A 22,980-nucleotide genomic window follows, 5' to 3' on the forward strand; every position below is an offset into this window, starting at 1 on the left:
TAAATATAAATAAAACCTTGTTCAGAAAATAAAGAGTATGTCATAGATTTGAGATAATATTACTAAAATATAACTAAGCTTATTATTACGTGGTTGATTTTTTATCTTAATCCCTGCGGATTGTATAGTATATCCATTTTTTTCCGTTAATTGTATTTGGTATTTTAGCGCTTAGATATGACATCTGCCGAAAATTATGAATTATTGATAGGGAAGATAAATATCTTTATCAGAAAATATTATTTTAATAATTTTTTGCGCGGGCTCATTTTTTTAGGCGCCGGTATTTTTACCGCGTATGTAGTTATTACACTTGGCGAATATTTTGGCAACTTCAATATCCTTTTCCGCACTATCCTATTTTATGCTTTCATAATACTTAACCTTGGCCTTATATGCTGGTTGATATTGCCACCACTGTTGTCATGGCTTAAATTAGGCAGTTCATTAACGCATGACGAGGCCGCCGAAATTATAGGTAGGCATTTTCACGATGTAAACGATAAACTGTTGAATACCCTTCAACTTAAAAAGTTAGCCGTTGAGGATGAGCGGCACCGGGCACTTATAGAGGCCAGTATAGATCAAAAGATAGAGTCGCTTAAACCGGTAAGCTTTCCGTCGGCCATTAACATTCGTGAAAACACCAAATACCTTAAATGGATCCTGGCGCCTGTGGCTGTGATCGTTGTTATTGCTTTTGCTGCGCCCTCCATACTTACCGAAAGTACCAGGAGGCTTATCAGGCATAATGAATACTTTGTGCCGGCCGCGCCGTTTAAGTTTAATATCCTGAATAAAACATTGTCTGTTGTTCAAGGGGATGACCTAAGGCTTGATCTGAAGCTTGATGGAGATAAACTCCCTGCCGATGTGTATGTAGAAACGGCCAATAATACTTTTAAACTCGATAAGGAAAACATCAGCCGCTTTCATTACCTGTTTACCAACCTGCAGCAAAATACCCGCTTTAAGCTTAGCGGAAATGGTTTTACATCGGCACAATATGAAATAAAGGTTAACCAGAAACCGGCATTGTTACATTTTGATGTAGACTTGAGTTACCCCGCCTATCTTCATAAAAAAAATGAAATACTGATAAACGCAGGCGACCTGGTGATCCCGGCCGGTACTGCCGTAAAATGGCAATTACATACCCAACATGCAACCGGCTTAACATTTTTTATGAACGATGTTGCACGCCCGGCTACATCAAATGGTGCCGATTTGTTTGAACACAGCGAAAAGATTTATAAAAACTCGGTTTATAAACTTAGTCCGATAAACTCGCTGGTTAATCATAGCGATTCGGCTACATATCATATCAACGTAATTGCCGATGAAGCGCCGGTGATAAGTGTGCAGGAAAAACCCGACTCGGTGAGTATGAACTCGCTGTATTTTACGGGAAAAATTCAGGATGATCATGGTTTTTCATCACTTAATTTTCATTACATCGTCCAGTCTGCCAGCAATAAGGGGGCGTCGAAAACGTTTGTAAAACGCGTAGACGCAGCAATGGATCAAACACAATCAGATTTCTTTTACTTCTGGAACTTGAAAGGTATGGGTATAAATCCCGGCGACCAGGTGACCTACTTTTTTGAAGTGGCAGATAATGATGGTGTAAATGGTCCGAAAAAGGCCCGCACGCCAGAGCATACGCTTAATATGCCCGATACCAAACAGATAAATGAACAGCTTAATGCGGGAACACAAGCGGTTAAGCAAAAAATGCAATCGGCTATAAAACTGGCAGGGCAGGTTGAACACGATTCGCAAAAGCTAAACCAGTTGCTGCTGAATAAAAACACCCTATCATTTGATGAGAAAAAACAGGTTGAAGATTTGTTGCAAAAGAAAAAAGACCTGGAAGATCTGGTAAAAGAGATAAAAGACGACAACAAGAAAAACCTATATAATCGCCAGGAAAATCAAAAACAGAGCGAGGAGATACTCGCCAAACAAAAACAGATAGAAGATCTGTTTAATAATGTGCTGGATCAAAAAACAAAAGAACTGTTACAAAATCTGCAACAACTATTGAATGAGCAGCAAAAAGATGCCACCCGCGACGAGCTTTCAAAAATGCAGATGGACAATAAATCCTTGAAAAAAGAACTTGACCGGATGCTGGAGCTTTACAAAAAGTTGGATTTTGATCAAAAGCTAAATCAAAGTATCGATCAATTAAATAAACTGGCCGATAAGGAACAAAAGCTGGCCGATAAAACCCAACAGCAAGGCGCAGAAAGCAACGCTTTGCAGCAAGAGCAGAATAACCTGAAGAAAGATTTTCAGGATGTAAAAAAGGGCCTTGATGAGCTGCAGAAGCAAAACGAGCAGGCCGAGCGTAAAAGTGACTTTGAGAACCCCGAAAAGGAAACAAAAGACATAGATCAGCAAATGGACCAGAGCAAGGATGAATTGCAAAAGAACAATAAAAGCAAGGCATCCAAATCGCAGCAGCAGGCGGCAAAACAAATGCAGCAACTGGCCAGCAAACTGCAAAAGGATAATGACGAAGGCGAAAGCCAGGATGCTGCCATTGATGCCCAACAACTGCGCGAATTGTTGAAAAATCTTGTTAATAGCTCATTTAACCAGGAAAAGCTGATGCAAACATTGAAAAGCACCAGCCCTACCGATCCGGGCTATATTACATTGTCGCAAAGCCAAAAGGATATTAAGGATAATTTAAAAACGGCCGAGGATAGTTTATATGCCATAAGCAGGCGTATTCCGCAAATTCAATCAACCGTTAACAAAGAAATTACAAGTATTAACAGCCATATTGACGACGCGCTGGAGAACCTTGGCGACAGGCGTACAGCCGAAGCCAACCGTAACCAGCAATACGCCATGACGTCTATGAATAACCTCGCCCTGATGCTAAGCGAGGCCTTGCAGCAAATGCAGGACATGGCAAACAAAGGCAAGGGCGGCAAAGGGAAGTCAAAGTCGGCAGGGCAGTTGTCTAAAATGCAGCAGCAGCTTAATCAAAACATGCAGAAGGCGCGCGATCAAATGCAACAGCAAGGTAACCCCGGAAAAGGGAAACAGGGTAACCAGGGCAATATGAGTGAGCAGTTTGCCAAAATGGCACGCCAGCAGCAAATGATTAGGCAGTCGCTGGAGCAGTTAAATCGCGAAGAAAACAAAGATGGGAAAGGCGGTTTGGGAAATTTGGATAAAATTTCGAAAGAAATGGAACAAACTGAGCATGATCTCGTAAACAGGAAGATTACAGATGAAGCGCTGAAAAGGCAGCAACAAATTCAAAGTCGGTTATTGGAAGCTGAAAAGGCCGAGCAGGAGCGCGAACAGGATCAGCAAAGAGAAAGCCATGCCGGCAAAGATATACCACCGGGATACATAAAGGCGTTGCAGGGATACCAGCAACAAAGGGTAAAACAGACAGAACAGGTAAAAACAGTATCTCCGGCACTTAATTTGTATTACAAGCAAAAAATAAAATCATACTTTGATCAACTTAATGCCAAATAATATGGAACAGGCAAATGTTCATACCAGCGAATTGTTTACGTTACAGCTTCCGTCTAACCCGGATAGCATAACGCTGCTTGAAACGCTGATAGAGGAAATTGCTGATAAATATCACATTGCAGAGGATACCTTTGCCAATATGATGACGTGTCTTAACGAAGCCGCTATAAATGCCATTATACATGGTAACAAACTCGATATATCAAAAAAAGTGATCATTAATGCCGAGGTTGATGCCAAACGTATTATATGGACAGTTACTGATGAAGGCCCTGGGTTCGATTATAGTAACCTGCCCGACCCAACGGCACCCGAAAACCTGGAAAACCTTACCGGCCGTGGTGTTTTTATAATTAAGCACCTTGCAGATCAGTATATTTACAATGCTGCAGGTAACGAAATTGAACTACATTTTAAGATATAATGTCCGCTATCCAGTTTTTTGAAGAAGACATCAGCTATAAATTAAAAAACAGAACCCTTGTGCGCCAATGGATAAAAGATACCATTATTGCCGAGGGTTTTAAGCTTAAAGAGCTTACATACGTTTTTTGCTCAGATGCCTACCTGTTGCCCATGAATCAGCAATACCTTGATCATGATACCCTTACAGACATCATTACTTTTGATAACTCGGAGGTTGAGGGCGATATAGTAGGCGATATTTTTATTTCGATAGAACGCATCCGCGAAAATGCCGCCAAATTTGGTATTACCGAAACTGATGAGCTGCACCGCGTAATTATCCACGGGGCTTTGCACTTGCTGGGTTACACAGATAAAAGTGTTGTTACAAAGAAAAAAATGACACAAAAAGAAGATGAGTACCTGGCTAAGAGAGTTTTTTAATATTTAAGTTTGTTTAATTATTTGTTTCGCAATCAATTAAAAAAATCATGAAAATACTTACGTTATTATTAGCCTTCTTTTTGGTATCGTCGCCATCGTCGGTATATGAGTTTAAACTGAAAACTATTGAAGGGAAAGATTTTTCGCTGGCCAAGTACAAGGGCAAAAAAGTACTGATTGTTAACACGGCATCAAAATGTGGCTTTACCAAGCAGTATAAGGATCTGGAAGCGCTATCAGAAAAATATAAAGACAAGCTTGTTGTTGTTGGCTTCCCGGCCAATAACTTTGGTGGGCAAGAACCGGGCACCAATCAGGATATCAAAACCTTTTGTAAGGAAAACTTCAATGTAAGCTTCCCTATGAGCGGTAAAGTGAGTGTTTTAGGCCTGGATATCGATCCGTTGTTCCAATACCTTACCACCTCGCCTAATCCCGATTTTACCGGCGATATCAAATGGAACTTTGAAAAATTCCTGATAGATGAAAACGGCAAGCTAATCCATCGTTTCAGGTCACAAACTACACCATTGTCTGAGGATATTACGAAATACCTTAATTAAGGTTAAAGAAAATAAAAAAGAAAGCCCTGCCGATATCATCAGCAGGGCTTTCTTTTTTATTAGTCCTCCTCAAAAAATGCGGATACGTGGCGAATTATTTTACCTGTTTTACCGTCACTTCCTGCACTTTGGCGGTATTGCCATTTAGCCGGTAAACGTGTACACGACCGGTTGTGTCCTGCATAGTAAGGTCTATCCTAAAATCAGCATTGTCCTTTGCCCAGCCAGTTATATTATAAATGCTACCGTATTCGGCTGCAAAGCCGGTTTGATAATGTATTGGCGGCTTATTGCTTATCTTAACATCGCCCTGCACAACGTTAATGGCGGTAAGTATAGCGGGCCAGCCCTCATTAAAAACACCTATCTGCAGGTAATTGCCCTGGTAACTTACCGATGCGGAGATCGATAAATTTATTTGGCAGCAGGTTTTTATGTCGATAACCTCGTAGTTCGTTCCATTTATCTGTATAGGTACACTTTCATCCGGATAAGTGCCTTCAGGATAAAGCGCTTTCATTAATTGCGCTTTGGTGAAGGTTAGTTTTTTAGCAGTATCTTTTTGTTGCTTGTAAAGCCGCTCAATGCCAAGCTGCTTATAATCATACTGCTGTTTAGTTAATTTTATCTTAGAAAATACAATGTCGTTGGCGTTTATCTGCTCGGCTTTCAGGTAAGTTTTCCGCTCGGTGCCAGTGGTTGTATAATAGTCCTTAGCCTTTAGTGCCAGAAAGTCGTTGGTGCTGATATTGGTAAACCTGTTATTTAATTCAGTTTGTTTTTGGTTTGATTCCAGCTTTTGTTGCTTTTCTTCCTTAGCTTGTGCGTATGAGTCAACGAAGAACGGAACAGCCGCAAAAATCAATACGGTTATAGGGATAATCAAAATGTATAATCCACCATCGGCACCCGTGCGCTTTTCAGTCACCACCGAACTGCGTGACCACCTGTCATGCCACCGGCCATTTACAAAAAATGACACCCCCTCAAATGGAACAAACCGCGAAAGCGTTCTGCCAATTACTGTTTTTGAATCCGGAGCCCCGCCATCGTCGTTTACTACACGGGTTTCGGTTAGTAATTTTCCGGGTGTGGCACCTAACAATAACTCAAAGGCTATATAATACACGCTGCGGCACAAAAGAATCACGATAAACAGGCCCAGTTTGCTGCCGGTAAGGTTTTCAAGTTTGGTAAATATATTGTTGTTATAATTGGGGTGGATGATCATGTTGAACAGCATTGAAAACACCAGGATCGGCACAAAAATATCTATCAGTAAATTAAAGAAACGCTGGGTTAATGTGGCATTTACCAAGGTAATTGAAACATGTTCACCGTAAGTATGGCTTTCGGTATTCAGTTCTTTTTGCTGTTTAAAAAAGGCTAAAACCCGCCACGAAAGCCAGATCCAAGCCAACCTTACTGCAAAATATAAAATAAAGAAGGGGATGGAACTATAGTTAGCCACATTAAGCCCACCACTTACAGCAGAAATAATTGCAAGCACCGCAAATATTGATTTATCGAACAAAATTATCGCAAACACAAACCTGATAAGCCTTGATTCCCGACCTTTGGACGATACATAAAGAATAGCCCCGAGCAGCAGCAACGCGTAAAAGAACGTAGTAAAAATGTTTAAATTCCAATAAAAGGAAGTTTCGAAACTGATCCATAAAAGGCTTAGTGAACTTATCAGCGGCGAGATATACCGTACCATAATACCAGTGTGTGTGTTAAAAACCTCTGACAGGACACCTAAAATGGGTACTATAAAAGAGATAACCGCTACGTTTTTTGAATTGATTATATTTTTTGACATTGTTTAGGCCGCTGTTGATTTAGTATTTCTAAAGTACAAAAAAGGCCCCGTTTAGCGGAGCCTTTAAATTATCTTTTGTCCCCTTCGGGAAAATGATACTTACATCTTTGGCATTCTGCGCATCATGCTGGCCATGGCTGCCGGGTTGCTCATTTGCTTCATCACCTTTTTCATGTCATCAAATTGTTTCATGAGGCGATTAACTTCGGCAAGGTCCGTGCCCGATCCTTTGGAGATGCGGTTGCGCCTGCTTTGGTTTATGGTTTCGGGATTGGCTTTTTCAAATGGTGTCATAGACTGGATGATGGCCTCTATCGCTTTAAAAGCATTGTCATCAACCTCAACGTCCTTCATCATTTTACCTACGCCTGGTATCATGCCCATCAGATCCTTCATGTTACCCATTTTTTTGATCTGCTGTATCTGGCTGTAAAAATCGTTAAAGTCAAATTTATTCTTGCGGATCTTCTTTTGCAGCTCGGCAGCTTCTTTTTCATCAAATTGCTGCTGGGCACGTTCAACAAGCGATACCACATCACCCATGCCCAAAATACGGGATGCCATACGATCGGGGTGGAAAACATCAAGGGCTTCCATCTTTTCGCCGGTACCAATAAATTTAATGGGCTTGTTAACAACCGATTTGATGGATAAAGCAGCACCGCCACGGGTATCGCCATCAAGCTTGGTTAATACCACCCCGGTAAAGTCAAGGCGATCGTTAAATACCTTAGCTGTATTCACTGCGTCCTGGCCGGTCATGGAATCTACCACAAACAATATTTCGTGTGGCTGTACAGCGTTTTTTACCTGCTCAATTTCCACCATCATGGCCTCATCAATAGCCAAACGACCGGCGGTGTCAATGATCACTACATTATGGCCGTTTTGCCTGGCAAGTGCAATACCCTCGCGGGCAATAGCTACCGGGTCTTTTGAATCGCGGTTGGCATAAACCGGCACGCCAATCTGCTGACCCAAAACCTCCAGCTGATCAATAGCCGCCGGGCGATAAATATCATCGGCAACCAGTAATGGTTTTTTATTTTTAGTTGTTTTTAAATAATTTGCCAGTTTGCCGGTAAAGGTGGTTTTACCCGCACCATTTAAGCCCGCTATTAATATGATTGTTGGCGATGCTTTAAGCTCAAGTTCGGCAGTGGTGCCGCCCATTAGTTCGGTAAGCTCATCGTTCATGAGCTTGGTAAGCAACTGGCCCGGCGATATGGCGGTTAATACATTGTTACCCAATGCCTTTTGCCTTACATCGTCGGTAAAAGCTTTGGCGGTTTTATAGTTAACGTCGGCATCCAAAAGAGCTTTGCGTATCTCTTTCATGGTTTCGGCCACGTTTATTTCTGTAATAGTTCCCTGTCCCTTCAGTACCTTAAAGGCCCTGTCGAGTTTATCCGAAAGATTTTCAAACATTATTATTATCCCAATTTTGAGGATACAAAGGTATGATTTTGAAATATATCCGTTAAATTAATTACGCAGTATATTAACGGGCAAATCAATGCCACTAATTAAGCTTTACTGGGCTTACACCATACTTGTATTATTTCAAAGTTCGGCTATGGTCCAAATTTGTGTTGCCTAACTGCTTTTTTGACGGGTAGCACCAATGCCGAATAGAAATAATTTTCAGTGGTTAACATTTTGTTCTATAAACAAAATGCATGAAACCGTAAAGCTCTGACAATTAAAACATTATGTATTTGTTTAATTCAAATTATCATTATTGTGTCAATTAGGCCGTATGGGATATACAATTTTGCTTAATTTCAACGTTAATCTACTTTGTAGGTTCACACCTGCAAATAGTGATAAGGTTTAGGTTTAAAGCCCCCAAGCAGCGAGTGCAAGGGGGCTTTTATTTTAGCCCTATTTCTTCAATCATAACCAGCTATAATTGCTTTATTTGCAGGTAACAAAATACGGCCTGGCATCCCGGTGTCTATAATCCGCCAACTTTTATATTTAGTGAACACCATAATGAGCGATCTGAAAAAGGAATTATATGAATTGTGTGTAAACTACGTGCGTAAAAGCATGGATGCTGCAGAACTGGGTATTAAGGAGGCACAAAAAGCATCAAACGAAGATACCAAGAGCAGCGCAGGCGATAAATACGAAACCGGCAGGGCCATGATGCAGCAGGAAACCAATCGTAACCTTGCCCAGCTTAATGAAGCTAATAAATTGATGGTGGCGCTTAATCGCATCAGTACTGGCGGCACATCTGCCAAAGCAGAAACGGGCAGCGTGATCGTAACTAATAATGGAAGTTTTTATTTGGCAATAAGTGCGGGGAGTTTATCAGTTAACGGGCAAACTTATTTCGCGGTATCGCCCGGATCTCCTGTTGGCATGATGCTAACGGGTAAGCAAGCGGGTGATGGTTTTACACTTAATGGTAAATCTTATACCATTACTTCCGTAGCCTGATGCGGTAGTTCGGCCTTTTTTAGGCAAACAATAAATTCCGTTCCGTTCCCCGGTTCGCTTTTAATGATTATTTTACCTTCATTTACATCAACAAACTGTTTAATAAGTGCCAAACCAATGCCGGCGCCGGCTTCCTTATTGGTGCCGTAGCCAGAAATTTGCTTGCCCACTATCTTAAATAACTGATCCATCTTTTCCTGCGGAATGCCAATGCCAGAGTCTTTAACATGAATACATTGGTAATGCTCATCATTGGAATATGATACCTCAATGGTGCCTCCTTCTGGGGTGAATTTAATGGCATTGCCTATTAAATTTTGTACGATGATTTTTACGTGGTTTATATCTGCAATAACAGGATTGTCGTTATGGTTGCTGTGGATAATGCTGATGTGCTTATTTTTTGCGAGATAGGATGATACAGATATAATTTCATTGGCAACATCGGCCACATTCAGGTTACTACGTTCCGCAAAGATTCCCTTTTGCTGGCTGTTGGCCCAAATAAGCAGGTTGTTTACCATAATACTCACCAAGGTTACCTGCTGATAAAAACTTTCAAGCACCAACTCTTTTTCGTCGGCACCAAGTTCACCTGCGCGTATCAATTCCAGGGTTTGTAAAACAGATGCAAAAGGGCTGCGTAAATCATGGCTTATTACAGAAAATAACTGATCTTTTGTATGATTTAACTCGTCGAGTGCTTCTTTTTGCCTTGAAATCTCTTCATTTTGCAGTTCGATGTCAAGACTTTTTTTCTGTAATTGCTTATTCATAAGCGTTTTGTGCATATTGTTTTTGCCGATAACAACAACAACAACAATTCCAAATATGGCAAGGATACCTGCGGCTATTATTATGATGTTATTAACATCAAGTTTTTGTTTGTTGAGCTCTACTTCTTTTTGCAGCCGCGCGTTATCTGCCTGTTGCTGTTTTAGGTGTAAATAGTTGATCTCATTGTCCCGGTCACTGTTGAGCAAACTGTCACTGTATTTTTTGAGCATGGCCTGATAGTTATAGGCGTTAGGATAATCAGATAAAGCTGCGTAACTATCTGAAAGGATTTTTAATGCGCGCACGGCATCCCACCTGCTATTTGTTTCATCGGCGAGTTTAAGGCTTTTGCCGGCGTAACTAACCGCCTGCTTGTAATCAGCAAGCGCATAGTAACTTTGAGCTATACCCGAGTAGGCAAAGGTTTGCTCCCAATTGTCCTGATACTGCTGGCTAAGTACTTTTTCGTAATTAATAAGGGCCTGCTGGTAATCTTTCAAATGAAAATAGGTTTCGCCCATCCTGTTATAACACATCGAAACTATATGCTCATCTTTTAATGCCAGACTCATTTTTAAAGCCCTGTTGAGGTAACTAAATGCCACATAGGGTTGCTTTCCCTCGTCATAACACACGCCCAGGTTAAATAAGATCTTTACTATTTTTCTTTGATCATTAAGTTCCGTGAATCTATCAAGCGCTTTCCCAAACTGTTTTATAGCTTCGGTGTAATTATTCTGTGCTAAAAAGATAAGCCCTATTATTTGATATGATCCAGCTTCTCCTGGTTTATAATTTATGGTATTACTTATTTGCATAAGCCTCGATGCAGCATCAAGGGATAAAGAATAAGAACCCATTACATAGTAAGCGGTACTTATATTAAGTATGGAGGTGGCCTGAGCTAACTGGTTTTTTTGAAAAGCTGCCAGTTCAAATGCTTGCTTTGCAAAATATAGGGACCTATTGGTATTGTTGTAACGATAGCCCTCGGATAACTCATTAAGCGTTGTAATAGCAGCCGTATCTGAACGATAATTGGCTTTTTGCTGTATGCTATGCCATTTTTTGAGTGAAACGATAGTATCGTGCTGCGCAAAAACAGTAAACCCGCAGATGCACAGTAATAATACCAAATATAACTTTAGTAAATTTGGAGGCCGTAAGATCATGCGTGCAGATAAGGTATTTTCTTGTGAAAATATGAAATATAATTAACTCATGTGCCTAAAAAAGCACTTAGTTAAAATATTGCTATTTATTTTTTATTAATATTAAATTTAAGATACAAGCCCAATTAATAAGTGCTATTTGCTGTTAAAGCGAGTGCTTTTTGCCTTTTTGAGTTAAATTTTGCATAAAAAGAAAAAATAAAACTGCTCATTCACAAAATCATGCAGTTAACATCAAATATCTATTGCTATATTTGATGTTAACAAAAGATGGGCAAGCAAACTAATCTGCCTGTTATAAATTAAAGATTGATGAACATATTTGTAGGAAGCCTTCCTTTTCAATTAGAGGAAGCCGATTTAAAAGAGCTTTTTGAAGCGTATGGTGAAGTAAGCACCGTAAAATTAATTATTGATAGAGAATCTGGCAGAAGCAAAGGTTTCGGATTTGTTGAAATGCCAGATGATGAAGCTGCACAAGCTGCAATTACAGGTTTAAACGGTTCTGAAGTTAGAGGCCGTTCAATTGCTGTAAGCCAGGCAGAAGAGAAAAAACCAAATGATCGCAGAAGCGGCGGCGGTGGTGGTTATGGCGGCAACCGTGGCGGCGGTGGTGGCTATGGCGGCGGCGGCGGTAACCGTGGCGGCGGTGGTGGCGGTGGCTACTCAAAAGATAACAGAGGCGGTGGCGGCGGTAGCCGTTGGTAATTAACAGCCTAAAGCAAATCGCCGGGATATAATTATCCTGGCGATTTGCTTTAAAACTTACAGCTAACCTATGAAAAGCAGCGGGTATTTTACCGGCATGTATTTTCTATATCAAAAAATACCCTCTTTTTTAACTTTAACGCCATCCTATTGCGGCAGGTTTACTTCGAAGGTAGCACCAGCTCCGGGTATCGAGGTAATGTTTAGCGTACCTTTAAGACTGTCTATAAGGTGTTTTACCAAAACCAATCCAAATCCATAGCCATTTTCGCCACCCGTGCCGTTCGTTGAGGATGCTGTTCCGCCAAGTATGGTGGCAATTCCTTTTTCATCAAGCCCTACGCCAGAGTCGGTTACCCGCATTTGTAAAACGTGTTGCACCTCGTCAATAGTAATTAAATTAAGGTCGACGATCACATGACCGCCAACAGGAGTAAATTTTATGGCATTAGAGATAAGGTTCCCGGCTATCTGCAGCAGTTTATTTTTGGAAAATGGAATAGTTTCAGATGCCAGCGATGTGTTTACAGTGAATTTTATTTGTTTGTTGAGGGCTTGCGGGGTATAAAGCTTATCCAATTTATCTTTAAATACCAGCAGGTTAAATTCATTTCCCTTTAACTCGGGTGTTTTTTTATCCTTTTTATTGTCGGCACTCAGTATCTCATCGGCAAGGTCGAGTATGGACCGGCCGCTTTTGTGGATCAGGCTCATAAATTCCAGGATCTCGTCCATCTGATTGTCTTCGCCTTGCGCGCTAATGAGTTGCGCCAAACCTATGATGCCGCTTAACGGCCCGCGAATATCATGAGCCACCTTCTTTTGCGTTTGCTTGGCCTCTGATAAATTGCTCTTTAGCTCCTCAATAACTTTTATGTATTTAAGCCTGTTTACAATTTCGCCGGCAATAATTTTCAGCAGCTCAATTTTCTCGGGGTTGAGTTCCTTTGCTTTGGTTTTATCAACAACGCATAGCGCGCCGATGTTATGTTCATTAACATTTAACGGAATGCCATAATAATAGCGCAGTTCGGGGCCGCCGGTAACATAAAACTTATCTTTAAACCGCTCATCTGCACTCAGGTCTTCCACCTCAAAACTCCCATCGCCCATAAGCACGTATTGGCAAACCGAATCTTCGCGGGGCATTTGTTCAAGTTCCAGATTATGGGTAGATATTGTCCACTGGGTGTAAGAATCAATGAGGTTAACTAACGACATTTCTGTGCCTGCAACTTTAGCAGCCAGTTTGGTAAGGTCTTTAAAACTGTCTTGGTGGGCCGCGTAATCAAGGTCAAGATCAGACAGACTTAACAGCCGGTCCATTTCATTTAAAGGAATGGGGGGATTCAGCATAATTTAATCAATTAGTTATGTAATAATACGATATTTTACAGCGTATAGTTTTTATATCAGCGTAACAGCCTGTTTTATAAAACAATTATAGTGCCTTTATCTTTTTAATATAAAGGCTTAATTTATACTAAGGCTGCTATATGAAAACGTGTAAGGCAACCCAAGCGTGGCTTATAAACGTAATTGTTATAAATTCAACTATTAATATGAAAAAACTTATCCTCTTTACATTATTCATCAGCATTGGCGTCTTTGCTTTTGCACAAAACAATGTAGTTTGCCATAGTAATATATCGTCTACAAGGCAATTTGCTATGCTGGCATCAAGCTCAAAATTCAGGATGGCGCATTTAAACCCCTTACCGGTTAAGTTTCAAAGCAGTATAGGCCAATCCATAACCTATAAAACCAGCGACGGTAAGGAATCAACAGCCTATATGTTAAAAGCTAAGAAAAGTACTAACAACTATATATTGGTTGTACATGAATGGTGGGGACTTAACGATTATGTAAAGCGCAAATCGGAGAAAATATACAACGATCTGGGGAATGTAAACATCATTGATGTAGACCTTTACGACGGCAAGGTGGCCACTACCAGTCAGGAGGCCGGTAAATATATGCAGGCTGTGGTTGAAGATAGGGCTAAGGCCATTATAAACGGTGCGATAGCTTATGCCGGGCCAAACGCCCATATTGCCACTATAGGCTGGTGCTTTGGTGGCGGCTGGAGTTTGCAAACCACGCTGCTGGCCGGTAAAAAAGCGGTTGCCTGCGTAATGTATTATGGTATGCCAGAGCAGGATCTTGGTAAGCTTAAAACATTAAACGCTGATGTTTTGGGGAACTTCGCTAATAAAGACCAATGGATAAACCCTAAGGTTGTTGCTAAATTTAATGACGATATGAAGGCTGCGGGTAAGAAACTTTATCTGCACCAATATGATGCTGATCATGGTTTTGCTAACCCAAGTAACCCAGCTTATAATAGTGATGCTACAAAGGATGCCTATGCTAATACCATAGCGTTTTTAAAATCACATTTGAAATAAACAAATTGGTTTATGTACTGTTAAATGGGGCAAGTTAATCCTGCCCCATTTTTTTGTAACATTGCATAAATTTTATCTGTTTGACCACTTCTACAAAAAAAATAGTTTCATACTTAATAAAGGCCGGTATATTAATAGTAGCTGCATGGTTTATTTACAGGCAGTTTGATAAAAAAAACGAAGACTTAAAAGAATTTCAGCTTTTAACATCACATATCAGCATTACCCAGGTAGTTGTTACTATGAGTTTGGTAGTAGTGTTGATGTTTGTAAACTGGTTCCTGGAAGCATTAAAATGGCGCTATGTAACCAAAACACTCATAAATATTACCATGTGGGAGGCCGTTGAGGCGGTTTTTTGTGGGCTCACCTGGGCAGTAACCACACCCAACCGACTTGGAGAATATGGCGGCCGCGTTATGTTTTTACCGCCGCGAAAACGTATACATGGTATTTTTGCCATGAGCGTGGGCTCGTTTAGTCAGGGTGCGGTAACCAACGTTTTGGGAGTTTTGGCTATGATATGGTTTTCATGCACTTTTATTCACGACAAATTTTGGCTGGTTACAGGTATTGTAAGTATATGCGCAGCTATTGTAATACTACAGCTCATATTTTATTTCCATATTAAATGGGCTGTAACTGTGCTTGACAGGGTGCCGCTGATAAAAAAATATCACCGCTTTTTTGAGATCATGGGCCGTTACAGAACCGGCGAGCTTTTAAAGATCATGGGCTTTAGTATAGCCCGTTATATAACTTTTACATTTCAGTATTTCCTGGTGTTTCAGCTGTTGATTCCGCAAATGAATGTTGTACCTGTAATGCTGGTGCTAATGCTGTTTTTCCTGGTATCCTCCGCCATCCCCTCGCTTGATTTATTTGACATTGGCGTACGCGGGTTTACCGCTGCCCATTTATTTGTTTACGTAACCGATCAAAAAATAGCTGTAATTGCGGGCGTATCGTCAATATGGCTCATAAATTTGTTTATTCCTGCTATTTTAGGCTCTTTATTTGTACTTAAACTAAAATTCTTTGATCGCACTGCTTAGTATTTTCACGCTGTTTTTAACCGTTGTTTACGTGCTGTTGCTGCTATTTTTAATAAAAGGGTGGGCAAACGTAAAAGAAATAACAACAACCGGTAAAACATCATTTACCACCAAAGTTACCATACTTATAGCCGCCCGTAACGAGGCCGAAAGTATTCATTTAACCATTGGCGATATTTTAGCCCAGGATTATCCCACGCACCTGCGTGAAATTATTATTGTCGACGATCACTCTACCGATAACACTGCCGAAATTATCCGCAGCTATGCCAATCAGGGTGTAAAACTTTTACAGCTTAACGAATCGCAGGCGCTTAACTCCTATAAAAAGAAAGCCATAGGGCGGGCCATAAATCTTTCAACCGGCGATTTGATGGTGGCTACCGATGCCGATTGCCGCATGGGAACGGCGTGGCTTTCATCTATTGTTGCCAATTACGAAATTCATAACCCGGTAATGATCTCGTCGCCGGTAACCTATTTTGAAGAGGCTTCATTATTTGAGCTGATGCAAACCCTTGAATTTGCTTTTTTGATTGGTATAGGCGGGGCATTCATAGGCAATAAAAGGGCATCTACCTGTAACGGCGCAAATTTTGCCTATCGTAAAGATGTATTTTATGAAGTAGGCGGCTTTACCGGTATCGATGATCTTGCATCGGGCGATGATGAACTACTGCTGCAAAAAGTAGCCGAACGCTATCCCGGTCGTATTAATTTTTTAAAGCAAAGCGAGGCTGTTGTATATACCCATGCCAAACCTAATCTGAGCGAATTTATGCAGCAGAGGCGCAGATGGGCTTCAAAGTCAACAAAGTATAAGGATAAAAGAGTAGTGGCACTTGGACTTACCTTTTGGCTATTCAACTTTATGTTGCTTGTGAATGCCTTGCTGGGCTTTTATGATTTTTATTTTTTCAAACTATTTTTGGTGCAGTTTTTACTAAAGTATCTTTTTGAGATTTTTTATGGCTTACCCATACTCAAATTTTTTAAACGGAGCTATCTCATCAGTCTTATATTTATTGTAGCGCCCTTGCATGTAATATACATCGTAGTAATAGGGTTTATAGGTAATAATAAAAAATATTCGTGGAAAGGCCGGGTAGTAAAATAGCAGGTTTTTAATATCAATGTAATTTGTAATACTGCAATTGCTTATTGAACCTATTTGAACGATATTTAGCCAAAAGCAATTAACTGTTGGCCGAACTCACCCCCTCAAAAAGAATATGGAACGCCTTTAAGCGTAACAAATTTGCCCTGGCCGGGCTTGCTTTTATAGCGCTTACCCTGCTGGTTGCCATACTTGGCTATCTGATAATGCCCGATCAAACTCCGCAGGCTAACAACATGACTATTCAGCTGAGCATTAAAAGACCGGGCGCCGAATTCATGATGCTGCGGATAAAGAAAAGCGAGCCTGTAGATACGGTTGGCTTCTTCACCAAAATGCTTTTTGGGCAGCAGTCTTTTTACCGCGAGATACCCATCACCAATTACAGTTTTAAACAGGATTCGATTTATGTAGATGAGTACATTGGCGATGAAGATAAGCCTGAAAGAAAAGCTTATAATATTTTTGAGGTAATATCAGGCATTAAGCCCGTTTACAAAAATGGGAAGGTGTCTTTTTGTTTTGCCAGGGGCAACTGTCGCGTTTACGCAGCGGATGGGGGCCTGTACATGCGCTTTTGGGGAAGCGTTCATGATAATATTGAATTTAGAACCTACTGGCTGGGCACCGACGTTTATGGCCGGGACCTCCTAAGCCGCCTTTTATTGGGTACGCGTGTTTCCCTGGCCGTAGGCCTTATGGCGGTAATTATAAGTATGCTCATGGGCGTTACTATAGGTGCAATTGCAGGCTACTTTGGCGGGTGGATAGATGCCGGGTTAAGTTGGATAATGAATATTTTATGGTCGTTACCGGCGCTATTGCTGGTTATTGCTATCTCATTTGCTTTGGGGAAAGGCTTATGGCAAATTTTTATAGCCGTAGGTTTATCTATGTGGGTTGAAGTTGCCCGGTTGGTACGCGGGCAGGTGATGAGCCTGAAACAGGTAGAATATATTGAAGCCGCCCGCGCACTCGGCTTTACCAACCGGCGTATCATTACCCGGCATATTTTGCCAAACATTACCGGCCCTATGCTGGTTATGGCTTCGTCAAATTTTGCGTCGGCCATATTACTTGAAGCCGGACTTAGCTTCCTGGGCTTTGGCGCACAACCACCTATGCCGACCTGGGGTGCCATGATCAAGGAGCATTATGGTTATATAGTTATGGACTCGGCATTTTTGGCAATAATTCCGGGTTTGGCCATTATGCTTCTGGTGTATGCTTTTAATTTAGTTACCGTTGGGCTTCGCGATGCCTTCGATATAAAATCACAAAGTACACGCATTTGAAAATATTTTTTTACTTTAGTCAGCGTACTAAAAACAAATGCAGCAATATATAGACGATAGTTCTGGAGAAGACGAATTAATCAGGCTGTTGCTTAAACGGCAGTCGGAGTTAAACTCCCTTTTGGAGATAACCCGTGCTATAAATAAAAATACTGCCACCCCTATACTTATCCAGATGCTGGAAGTTATCCTGCAAAACTACCTGCAGGTTGGCAAACTCCGTTTTTTAATCGAAAAGGAAAACAAGTATGTATGTATTTCCAAATACGGCGGCGATATTGAGTCGGCGGTATTGTTGAACAAGGCCTGCAACAAACTAAGTAAAGTAAAATCGCCGATAGCTATTGCCGATCATGAAGACGCTATCCTTAGCAAATACAACTACTTTATCCCCATATACCACAAAAGTAAAGCGCTTGCTTATGCGCTGATAGGTGATTTTGATACATCGGGTGAGATGCTGAACAATGACCTGAACTTTATTCAGACACTCATGAACGTTATTATTGTAGCGTTGGAAAACAAAAAACTTTTCAGGGAACGCTTGCAATCAGAACGTTTTCAGCGCGAAATGGAGTTGGCTGTTGAAGTGCAGAACATGCTTATTCCGCTGCGGATGCACAAGGACGATAGTGTGGAGATAGGGGCCAAATACCTGCCTCATCAAAACATCGGCGGCGATTATTTTGATTTTATCCGCCTTAACGAAAACGAATTTTTGTGGTGCATTGCAGATGTATCAGGCAAGGGAATTTCAGCAGCGTTACTGATGGCCAACTTTCAGGCCAGCCTGCACGCCTGGGCGGCGGTAGAGGATGATCTTACCAATATTGTTGACCGACTGAACAAAATTGTACTGAGCAATACAAAAGGCGAACGCTTTATAACCCTTTTTCTGGCCCGTTATAATGAGAAAAAGCGGAAGCTCAACTATATAAATGCGGGCCACAATCCCACCATTTTATACTCCGACGGTGAGGCTATTCCGTTAAAATTGGGTACCACCATGATAGGTGTTTTTGAAGAGCTGCCATTTTTAAACGAAGGCGAAATTGACATGGAGCCCGGCAGCCTTATTGTCAACTACACCGATGGTTTAATGGACTTTGAATCGACCACCAATAAAGTTTGGAATGAGGATAAATTATGCGAGTTTGTAAAATCGCATGGGCATTTATCGCCAGATAATTTCAATGATGCATTGCTTGACCATCTGAATGTGGTTCACAAAAGCAAACCAATAGATGATATTACTTTGCTTACTTTGAGGATATTTTAAATATAGTATGAGGTAGTTAGTATCAAGTATCAAGACCGCTTCATTTTTTATTTCCATTTCGAAATCTTGATACCTGATACCAACTACTTGATACTTCCTCTATATTTGCCTTATGTTATTAGCCAGGTATCAGCATGAATTTATTGAGGCGGGATGCGATGAAGCAGGCAGAGGTTGTCTTGCCGGGCCGGTATTTGCAGCAGCTGTAATTTTGCCGCATGATTTTGATCACGCTATTCTTAATGATTCCAAACAGATCTCTGAAGAAATAAGATACCAGTTGCGAATAGAAATAGAAGAAAAGGCCATTGCTTATGCTGTAGCATCTGTTGATAACCTGGAGATAGATGAGATCAATATCCTCAATGCCTCTTTTCTGGCGATGCACCGCGCTATCGAAAAATTACATTTAATGCCGCAATTTTTAATTATAGATGGTAACCGCTTTAAGAAATACCCAAACATTCCGCACGAGTGCATCATTAAGGGCGATGGCAAGTATTTTAGCATAGCAGCGGCTTCTATACTTGCCAAAACCTACCGCGATGATTACATGCAGCAAATAGCTATTGAGCATCCGGAGTACGACTGGCATACTAACAAAGGTTATCCAACCATAAAACACCGTAAAACGGTAATGGAAATTGGCTTTACGCCATATCATCGTAAAACTTTCAGGGTTAGCGACCCTCAGCTAAGTATTTTTTAAAGATACTTTGATTAGCCCTTTCTGGTTGGTATTTTTGCAGCTAACCACATAACCATTTGAAGATCCTTATTTTAACACATCGCGTTCCGTTTCCGCAAAATGGCGGCTATGCTATTGTGGTGTGCAATACCATTAAGGGTCTTATCGCGCTTAAACATGATGTATCGCTGGTATCGCTTGATGCGCGTAAATACAGCGGCAGCGGTCAGGATATCAAAGATGAGTTACAGGATCAGATAAATTACTCATCCTATAAGATCAACATCAATGTATCTATGCTTGATGGGTTGGTGAATATCTTCCGCCGCAAATCAAACGATATAGACCGGTATTATGACGCTGAATTTGAAAAACTGCTCATCCGTACGTTACGCCAAAACGATTACGATATTATACAATTGGAGGGCTTGTTTGTAACACCATATTTATCGGCTATCCGCAAGCATTCAAAAGCCAAAGTTGTATACCGCTCGCACAATATTGAGCACCAGGTATGGCAAAGGCTGGCGCAGCAAAAAAGTGACCTGTTCAAAAAATCATACCTTAAGATGCTGGCCCGGCGCATTAAGGATTATGAATTGCAGCAGCTTAATAAATTTGATGCCATTGCAGTTTTTACCACCGAAGATAAAAGTACCATCCTGTCGTACGGGACAACTATCCCTGTCGAGATTTTTCCGGTAGGTATTGACCTTACCCGTTACCGCCCCGATTTTTCAAAGACCGAATTTCCGAGCCTGTTTTTCCTGGGATCATTGGATTGGCTTCCCAACCGTGAGGGGATTGAATGGTTCATTGATAATTTTCATAAAGATCTTACCGATGGCGACCTGCGCGTAAAATTCTATGTAGCCGGCCATAATATCCCCGAACGGTTTGACGATTACGAAGTGATGGGTAAAATATTTATACAGGGCGAGGTTGATGACGCTTTTGAGTTTGTAAATAGTAAGGCCATTATGATAGTGCCGTTGTTATCGGGCGGTGGTATGCGCGTAAAAATTGTAGAAGGCATGGCTATGCAAAAATGTATCATATCTACATCGCTGGGTGCCGAGGGTATAAATTTTGAAAATGGTACAAATATCCTCATCGCCAACAACCAGGATGAGTTTTACCACGCCATTGAACGCTGTATTGCCGACGAAGAGTTTTGCCGTAACATAGGCATCAACGCCCGTAAGCTGGTTGAGGAGCAGCACGAGGTTAACAGGGTAACCCGCGACCTGGTGAAGTTTTACCGGGTGCTAATTAAGGGTTTATAAGTCTGCCCCTCCCTGGAACAAATCCGGTCGCTGTTAATTTCCAATCCACCCGAATTTTCCACTTAGAAATAATTACTTTTGCGGCTTATTATACAGTTTGCATGAAGAATACTGCTTTAACCAATGTACATATAAAAACAGGCGCCAAGATGGTGCCGTTTGCTGGTTACAACATGCCCGTACAATACGCGGGTATTAATGCCGAACACGAAACCGTGCGTAAAGCCGTTGGCGTGTTTGACGTAAGCCACATGGGCGAGTTTATTTTAAAAGGAGATAACGCGCTTGATCTTATACAACGTGTTACCAGCAACGATGCATCTAAATTATATGATGGTAAAGTGCAGTACTCGTGCCTGCCAAATGAAGATGGCGGCATTGTTGACGATTTACTGGTTTACCGTATTGACGAAAAGACCTACATGCTGGTAGTTAACGCCTCAAACATAGAAAAGGATTGGAACTGGGTATCAAAATACAACACCGGCGGTGTTGAAATGAAGGATATATCTGATCGTACCTCACTGCTGGCAATCCAGGGCCCAAAAGCGGCAGAAGCTTTGCAAAGTCTTACGGATGTTGATCTGGTATCAATGGAATACTACACCTTTAAAAAAGGCACGTTCGCAGGTGTTGATAACGTAGTAATATCTGCAACGGGCTACACCGGCGCGGGCGGTTTCGAGATTTATTTCGAAAACCAATATGCCGAGCAGATCTGGGATGCCATATTTAAAGCCGGCGAACCGTTTGGCATTAAACCAATAGGTTTAGGTGCCCGCGATACCCTGCGTTTAGAGATGGGCTTTTGCCTGTATGGTAACGACATTGACGACACAACATCGCCATTAGAGGCCGGCTTAGGTTGGGTTACTAAATTCAACAAGGATTTCACCAATTCTGAAGCACTTCAACAGCAAAAACAAGCCGGTGTAAACAAAAAACTGGTGGGTTTTGAAATGATAGAACGCGGTATCCCCCGCCATGATTACCCCATTGTTGATGCCGATGGTAACAATATAGGCAAAGTAACATCGGGAACGCAATCGTACTCGCTTCAGAAAGCTATAGGCCTGGGCTATGTAAATACGGAATTTGCCAAAGAAGGCACCGAAATTTATGTAAGCATCAGGGATAGTAAGGTTAAGGCGATTATTGTAAAGCCACCATTCTACAAATAGGTTACTGGTCATTAGTCATTGGTCATTAGTTGGTTTTCATTCCGGCTACGATCAACGGCTTCTATGACCAATGACTAATGACCAGTGACTAATGACTAAAAATTTACACGTTTGCCTTACTCCGGCACTGCTGCCTCTTTTTAATGTAGAAGAGTATATAGTGGTGATCATTGATATTTTCAGGGCAACATCATCTATATGTTATGGTATTGAAAACGGTGCTGAGGCTATTATCCCGGTATCACAGGTTGAGGAGTGTTCCGCGTATAGAGAGAAAGGGCTGGATTACCTATTGGCAGCAGAGCGTGATGGAAAAGTAGTTGACGGGTTTGATTTCGGCAACTCACCATTTTCCTACACTGTCGAAAAAGTTGCAGGTAAAACCATTGTACTTACCACCACCAATGGCACGCATGCCTTGCACCTATCGCGCAGCGCCAAAAAAATAGTCATTGGCTCATTTTTAAATTTAACAGCACTAAGCAACTGGTTAAAAATTCAAAACGAAAATATACTATTGGTTTGTGCCGGCTGGAAAAACAACTTTAACCTGGAAGACACGCTGTTTGCGGGTGCTGTTGTTAATCAATTAAAAGATAATGGTTTTGAACTGGATGATGCTGCAATAGCCGCCAATGATCTGTTTCAGATTGGTAAGGCAGATATTAACCAGTACCTCAAAAAAACCTCGCACGGCGAGCGACTCAAGAAATTGGGCATTGAAAAGGATATAGAATTTTGCCTGCAGATAGATATCGCAACCGCTATACCCATATTGGATGGGGAACGGTTGGTGAAACTACAATAGCACACTCAATAACG

The 22,980-nt window shown here is 41.3% G+C and carries 19 protein-coding genes; 15 read left to right on the forward strand and 4 right to left on the reverse strand.

Annotated features, from left to right (window positions below; all coding sequences use genetic code 11):
• Positions 1-177 precede the first annotated feature (177 nt).
• Genes BLS59_RS18765 through BLS59_RS18780 form a run of 4 tightly spaced genes read left to right on the forward strand, consistent with a single transcriptional unit; the run spans position 178 to position 4,919 of the window.
• Positions 178-3,507 (forward strand): DUF4175 family protein, encoded by a 3,330-nt coding sequence (locus BLS59_RS18765; protein ID WP_091151420.1) that lies wholly within the window; start codon positions 178-180, stop codon positions 3,505-3,507.
• Position 3,508: 1 nt separating this feature from the next.
• Positions 3,509-3,931: an ATP-binding protein gene (locus BLS59_RS18770; RefSeq protein ID WP_091151422.1), complete on the forward strand. Its 423-nt coding sequence runs from the start codon at positions 3,509-3,511 to the stop codon at positions 3,929-3,931.
• Positions 3,931-4,356 (forward strand): rRNA maturation RNase YbeY, encoded by a 426-nt coding sequence (gene ybeY, locus BLS59_RS18775; RefSeq protein WP_091151423.1) that lies wholly within the window; start codon positions 3,931-3,933, stop codon positions 4,354-4,356. The genes BLS59_RS18770 and ybeY overlap by 1 nt, the downstream gene beginning before the upstream one ends.
• Positions 4,357-4,403: 47 nt before the next feature.
• Positions 4,404-4,919, forward strand: a complete 516-nt coding sequence (locus BLS59_RS18780; protein ID WP_091151426.1) for a glutathione peroxidase — start codon at positions 4,404-4,406, stop codon at positions 4,917-4,919.
• 94 nt (positions 4,920-5,013) lie between these two features.
• Here BLS59_RS18780 and BLS59_RS18785 read toward each other — a convergent pair whose 3' ends face one another.
• Together BLS59_RS18785 and ffh are read right to left on the reverse strand one after the other, a co-directional pair.
• Complete coding sequence (locus tag BLS59_RS18785) at positions 5,014-6,744, reverse strand: RDD family protein (protein WP_091151428.1); 1,731 nt, start codon at positions 6,742-6,744, stop codon at positions 5,014-5,016.
• Positions 6,745-6,843: 99 nt separating this feature from the next.
• Positions 6,844-8,172, reverse strand: a complete 1,329-nt coding sequence (gene ffh / locus BLS59_RS18790) for a signal recognition particle protein (RefSeq protein ID WP_091151430.1) — start codon at positions 8,170-8,172, stop codon at positions 6,844-6,846.
• Positions 8,173-8,739: 567 nt separating this feature from the next.
• On the opposite strand from ffh, the gene BLS59_RS18795 reads away from it, so the two are divergent.
• Positions 8,740-9,192 carry a 3-oxoacyl-ACP synthase gene (locus tag BLS59_RS18795; RefSeq protein WP_091151432.1) on the forward strand — a complete coding sequence of 151 codons (453 nt, stop codon included), beginning with the start codon at positions 8,740-8,742 and terminating at the stop codon, positions 9,190-9,192.
• On the opposite strand, the gene BLS59_RS18800 is transcribed toward BLS59_RS18795, so the two are convergent.
• Positions 9,168-11,105 carry a tetratricopeptide repeat-containing sensor histidine kinase gene (locus tag BLS59_RS18800; protein ID WP_162842696.1) on the reverse strand — a complete coding sequence of 646 codons (1,938 nt, stop codon included), beginning with the start codon at positions 11,103-11,105 and terminating at the stop codon, positions 9,168-9,170. The two genes, BLS59_RS18795 and BLS59_RS18800, sit on opposite strands and share 25 nt — an antisense overlap.
• Before the next feature lie 348 nt (positions 11,106-11,453).
• On the opposite strand from BLS59_RS18800, the gene BLS59_RS18805 reads away from it, so the two are divergent.
• On the forward strand, positions 11,454-11,849 hold the full coding sequence (locus tag BLS59_RS18805; RefSeq protein ID WP_091151436.1) for an RNA recognition motif domain-containing protein: 396 nt from the start codon (positions 11,454-11,456) through the stop codon (positions 11,847-11,849).
• 147 nt (positions 11,850-11,996) lie between these two features.
• On the opposite strand, the gene BLS59_RS18810 is transcribed toward BLS59_RS18805, so the two are convergent.
• Positions 11,997-13,205 (reverse strand): GAF domain-containing sensor histidine kinase, encoded by a 1,209-nt coding sequence (locus BLS59_RS18810; protein WP_091151438.1) that lies wholly within the window; start codon positions 13,203-13,205, stop codon positions 11,997-11,999.
• 206 nt (positions 13,206-13,411) lie between these two features.
• Between BLS59_RS18810 and BLS59_RS18815 the strand changes: the two genes are divergently transcribed.
• The 9 genes from BLS59_RS18815 to BLS59_RS18855 all read left to right on the forward strand — a co-directional run bounded on the left by BLS59_RS18815 (position 13,412) and on the right by BLS59_RS18855 (position 22,966).
• On the forward strand, positions 13,412-14,257 hold the full coding sequence (locus tag BLS59_RS18815; protein ID WP_091151768.1) for a dienelactone hydrolase family protein: 846 nt from the start codon (positions 13,412-13,414) through the stop codon (positions 14,255-14,257).
• Between the two features lie 80 nt (positions 14,258-14,337).
• Positions 14,338-15,312, forward strand: a complete 975-nt coding sequence (locus tag BLS59_RS18820; protein ID WP_091151440.1) for a lysylphosphatidylglycerol synthase domain-containing protein — start codon at positions 14,338-14,340, stop codon at positions 15,310-15,312.
• Entirely contained in the window at positions 15,296-16,429 is a 1,134-nt protein-coding gene (locus BLS59_RS18825; protein ID WP_091151442.1) for a glycosyltransferase, read from the forward strand. The genes BLS59_RS18820 and BLS59_RS18825 overlap by 17 nt, the downstream gene beginning before the upstream one ends.
• Positions 16,430-16,515: 86 nt before the next feature.
• Positions 16,516-17,724: an ABC transporter permease gene (locus tag BLS59_RS18830; RefSeq protein WP_091151444.1), complete on the forward strand. Its 1,209-nt coding sequence runs from the start codon at positions 16,516-16,518 to the stop codon at positions 17,722-17,724.
• Positions 17,725-17,761: 37 nt separating this feature from the next.
• Positions 17,762-19,003: a PP2C family protein-serine/threonine phosphatase gene (locus BLS59_RS18835; protein ID WP_091151446.1), complete on the forward strand. Its 1,242-nt coding sequence runs from the start codon at positions 17,762-17,764 to the stop codon at positions 19,001-19,003.
• A 112-nt stretch (positions 19,004-19,115) separates the two neighbouring features.
• Positions 19,116-19,712 (forward strand): ribonuclease HII, encoded by a 597-nt coding sequence (locus BLS59_RS18840; RefSeq protein WP_091151448.1) that lies wholly within the window; start codon positions 19,116-19,118, stop codon positions 19,710-19,712.
• A 56-nt stretch (positions 19,713-19,768) separates the two neighbouring features.
• Positions 19,769-20,977: a glycosyltransferase family 4 protein gene (locus BLS59_RS18845; protein WP_091151450.1), complete on the forward strand. Its 1,209-nt coding sequence runs from the start codon at positions 19,769-19,771 to the stop codon at positions 20,975-20,977.
• A gap of 101 nt (positions 20,978-21,078) precedes the next feature.
• The gene (gcvT, locus tag BLS59_RS18850; RefSeq protein ID WP_091151451.1) at positions 21,079-22,158 is read left to right on the forward strand and encodes a glycine cleavage system aminomethyltransferase GcvT; all 1,080 of its coding nucleotides are present in this window, start codon (positions 21,079-21,081) and stop codon (positions 22,156-22,158) included.
• 91 nt (positions 22,159-22,249) lie between these two features.
• Positions 22,250-22,966 (forward strand): 2-phosphosulfolactate phosphatase, encoded by a 717-nt coding sequence (locus BLS59_RS18855; protein ID WP_091151453.1) that lies wholly within the window; start codon positions 22,250-22,252, stop codon positions 22,964-22,966.
• Positions 22,967-22,980: the final 14 nt, after the last annotated feature.

Source organism: Mucilaginibacter pineti, assembly GCF_900101875.1.
Classification (GTDB): domain Bacteria; phylum Bacteroidota; class Bacteroidia; order Sphingobacteriales; family Sphingobacteriaceae; genus Mucilaginibacter; species Mucilaginibacter pineti.

What these genes read in the sequence shown, in the direction of transcription:
- BLS59_RS18780 (WP_091151426.1), top strand. Translation starts at nt 4,404, where the DNA reads ATGAAAATACTTACGTTATTATTAGCCTTCTTTTTGGTATCGTCGCCA.
- BLS59_RS18785 (WP_091151428.1), bottom strand. Translation starts at nt 6,744, where the DNA reads ATGTCAAAAAATATAATCAATTCAAAAAACGTAGCGGTTATCTCTTTT.
- ybeY (WP_091151423.1), top strand. Translation starts at nt 3,931, where the DNA reads ATGTCCGCTATCCAGTTTTTTGAAGAAGACATCAGCTATAAATTAAAA.
- BLS59_RS18795 (WP_091151432.1), top strand. Translation starts at nt 8,740, where the DNA reads ATGAGCGATCTGAAAAAGGAATTATATGAATTGTGTGTAAACTACGTG.
- BLS59_RS18805 (WP_091151436.1), top strand. Translation starts at nt 11,454, where the DNA reads ATGAACATATTTGTAGGAAGCCTTCCTTTTCAATTAGAGGAAGCCGAT.
- BLS59_RS18855 (WP_091151453.1), top strand. Translation starts at nt 22,250, where the DNA reads ATGACTAAAAATTTACACGTTTGCCTTACTCCGGCACTGCTGCCTCTT.
- gcvT (WP_091151451.1), top strand. Translation starts at nt 21,079, where the DNA reads ATGAAGAATACTGCTTTAACCAATGTACATATAAAAACAGGCGCCAAG.
- ffh (WP_091151430.1), bottom strand. Translation starts at nt 8,172, where the DNA reads ATGTTTGAAAATCTTTCGGATAAACTCGACAGGGCCTTTAAGGTACTG.
- BLS59_RS18815 (WP_091151768.1), top strand. Translation starts at nt 13,412, where the DNA reads ATGAAAAAACTTATCCTCTTTACATTATTCATCAGCATTGGCGTCTTT.
- BLS59_RS18835 (WP_091151446.1), top strand. Translation starts at nt 17,762, where the DNA reads ATGCAGCAATATATAGACGATAGTTCTGGAGAAGACGAATTAATCAGG.
- BLS59_RS18770 (WP_091151422.1), top strand. Translation starts at nt 3,509, where the DNA reads ATGGAACAGGCAAATGTTCATACCAGCGAATTGTTTACGTTACAGCTT.
- BLS59_RS18840 (WP_091151448.1), top strand. Translation starts at nt 19,116, where the DNA reads ATGTTATTAGCCAGGTATCAGCATGAATTTATTGAGGCGGGATGCGAT.
- BLS59_RS18810 (WP_091151438.1), bottom strand. Translation starts at nt 13,205, where the DNA reads ATGCTGAATCCCCCCATTCCTTTAAATGAAATGGACCGGCTGTTAAGT.
- BLS59_RS18765 (WP_091151420.1), top strand. Translation starts at nt 178, where the DNA reads ATGACATCTGCCGAAAATTATGAATTATTGATAGGGAAGATAAATATC.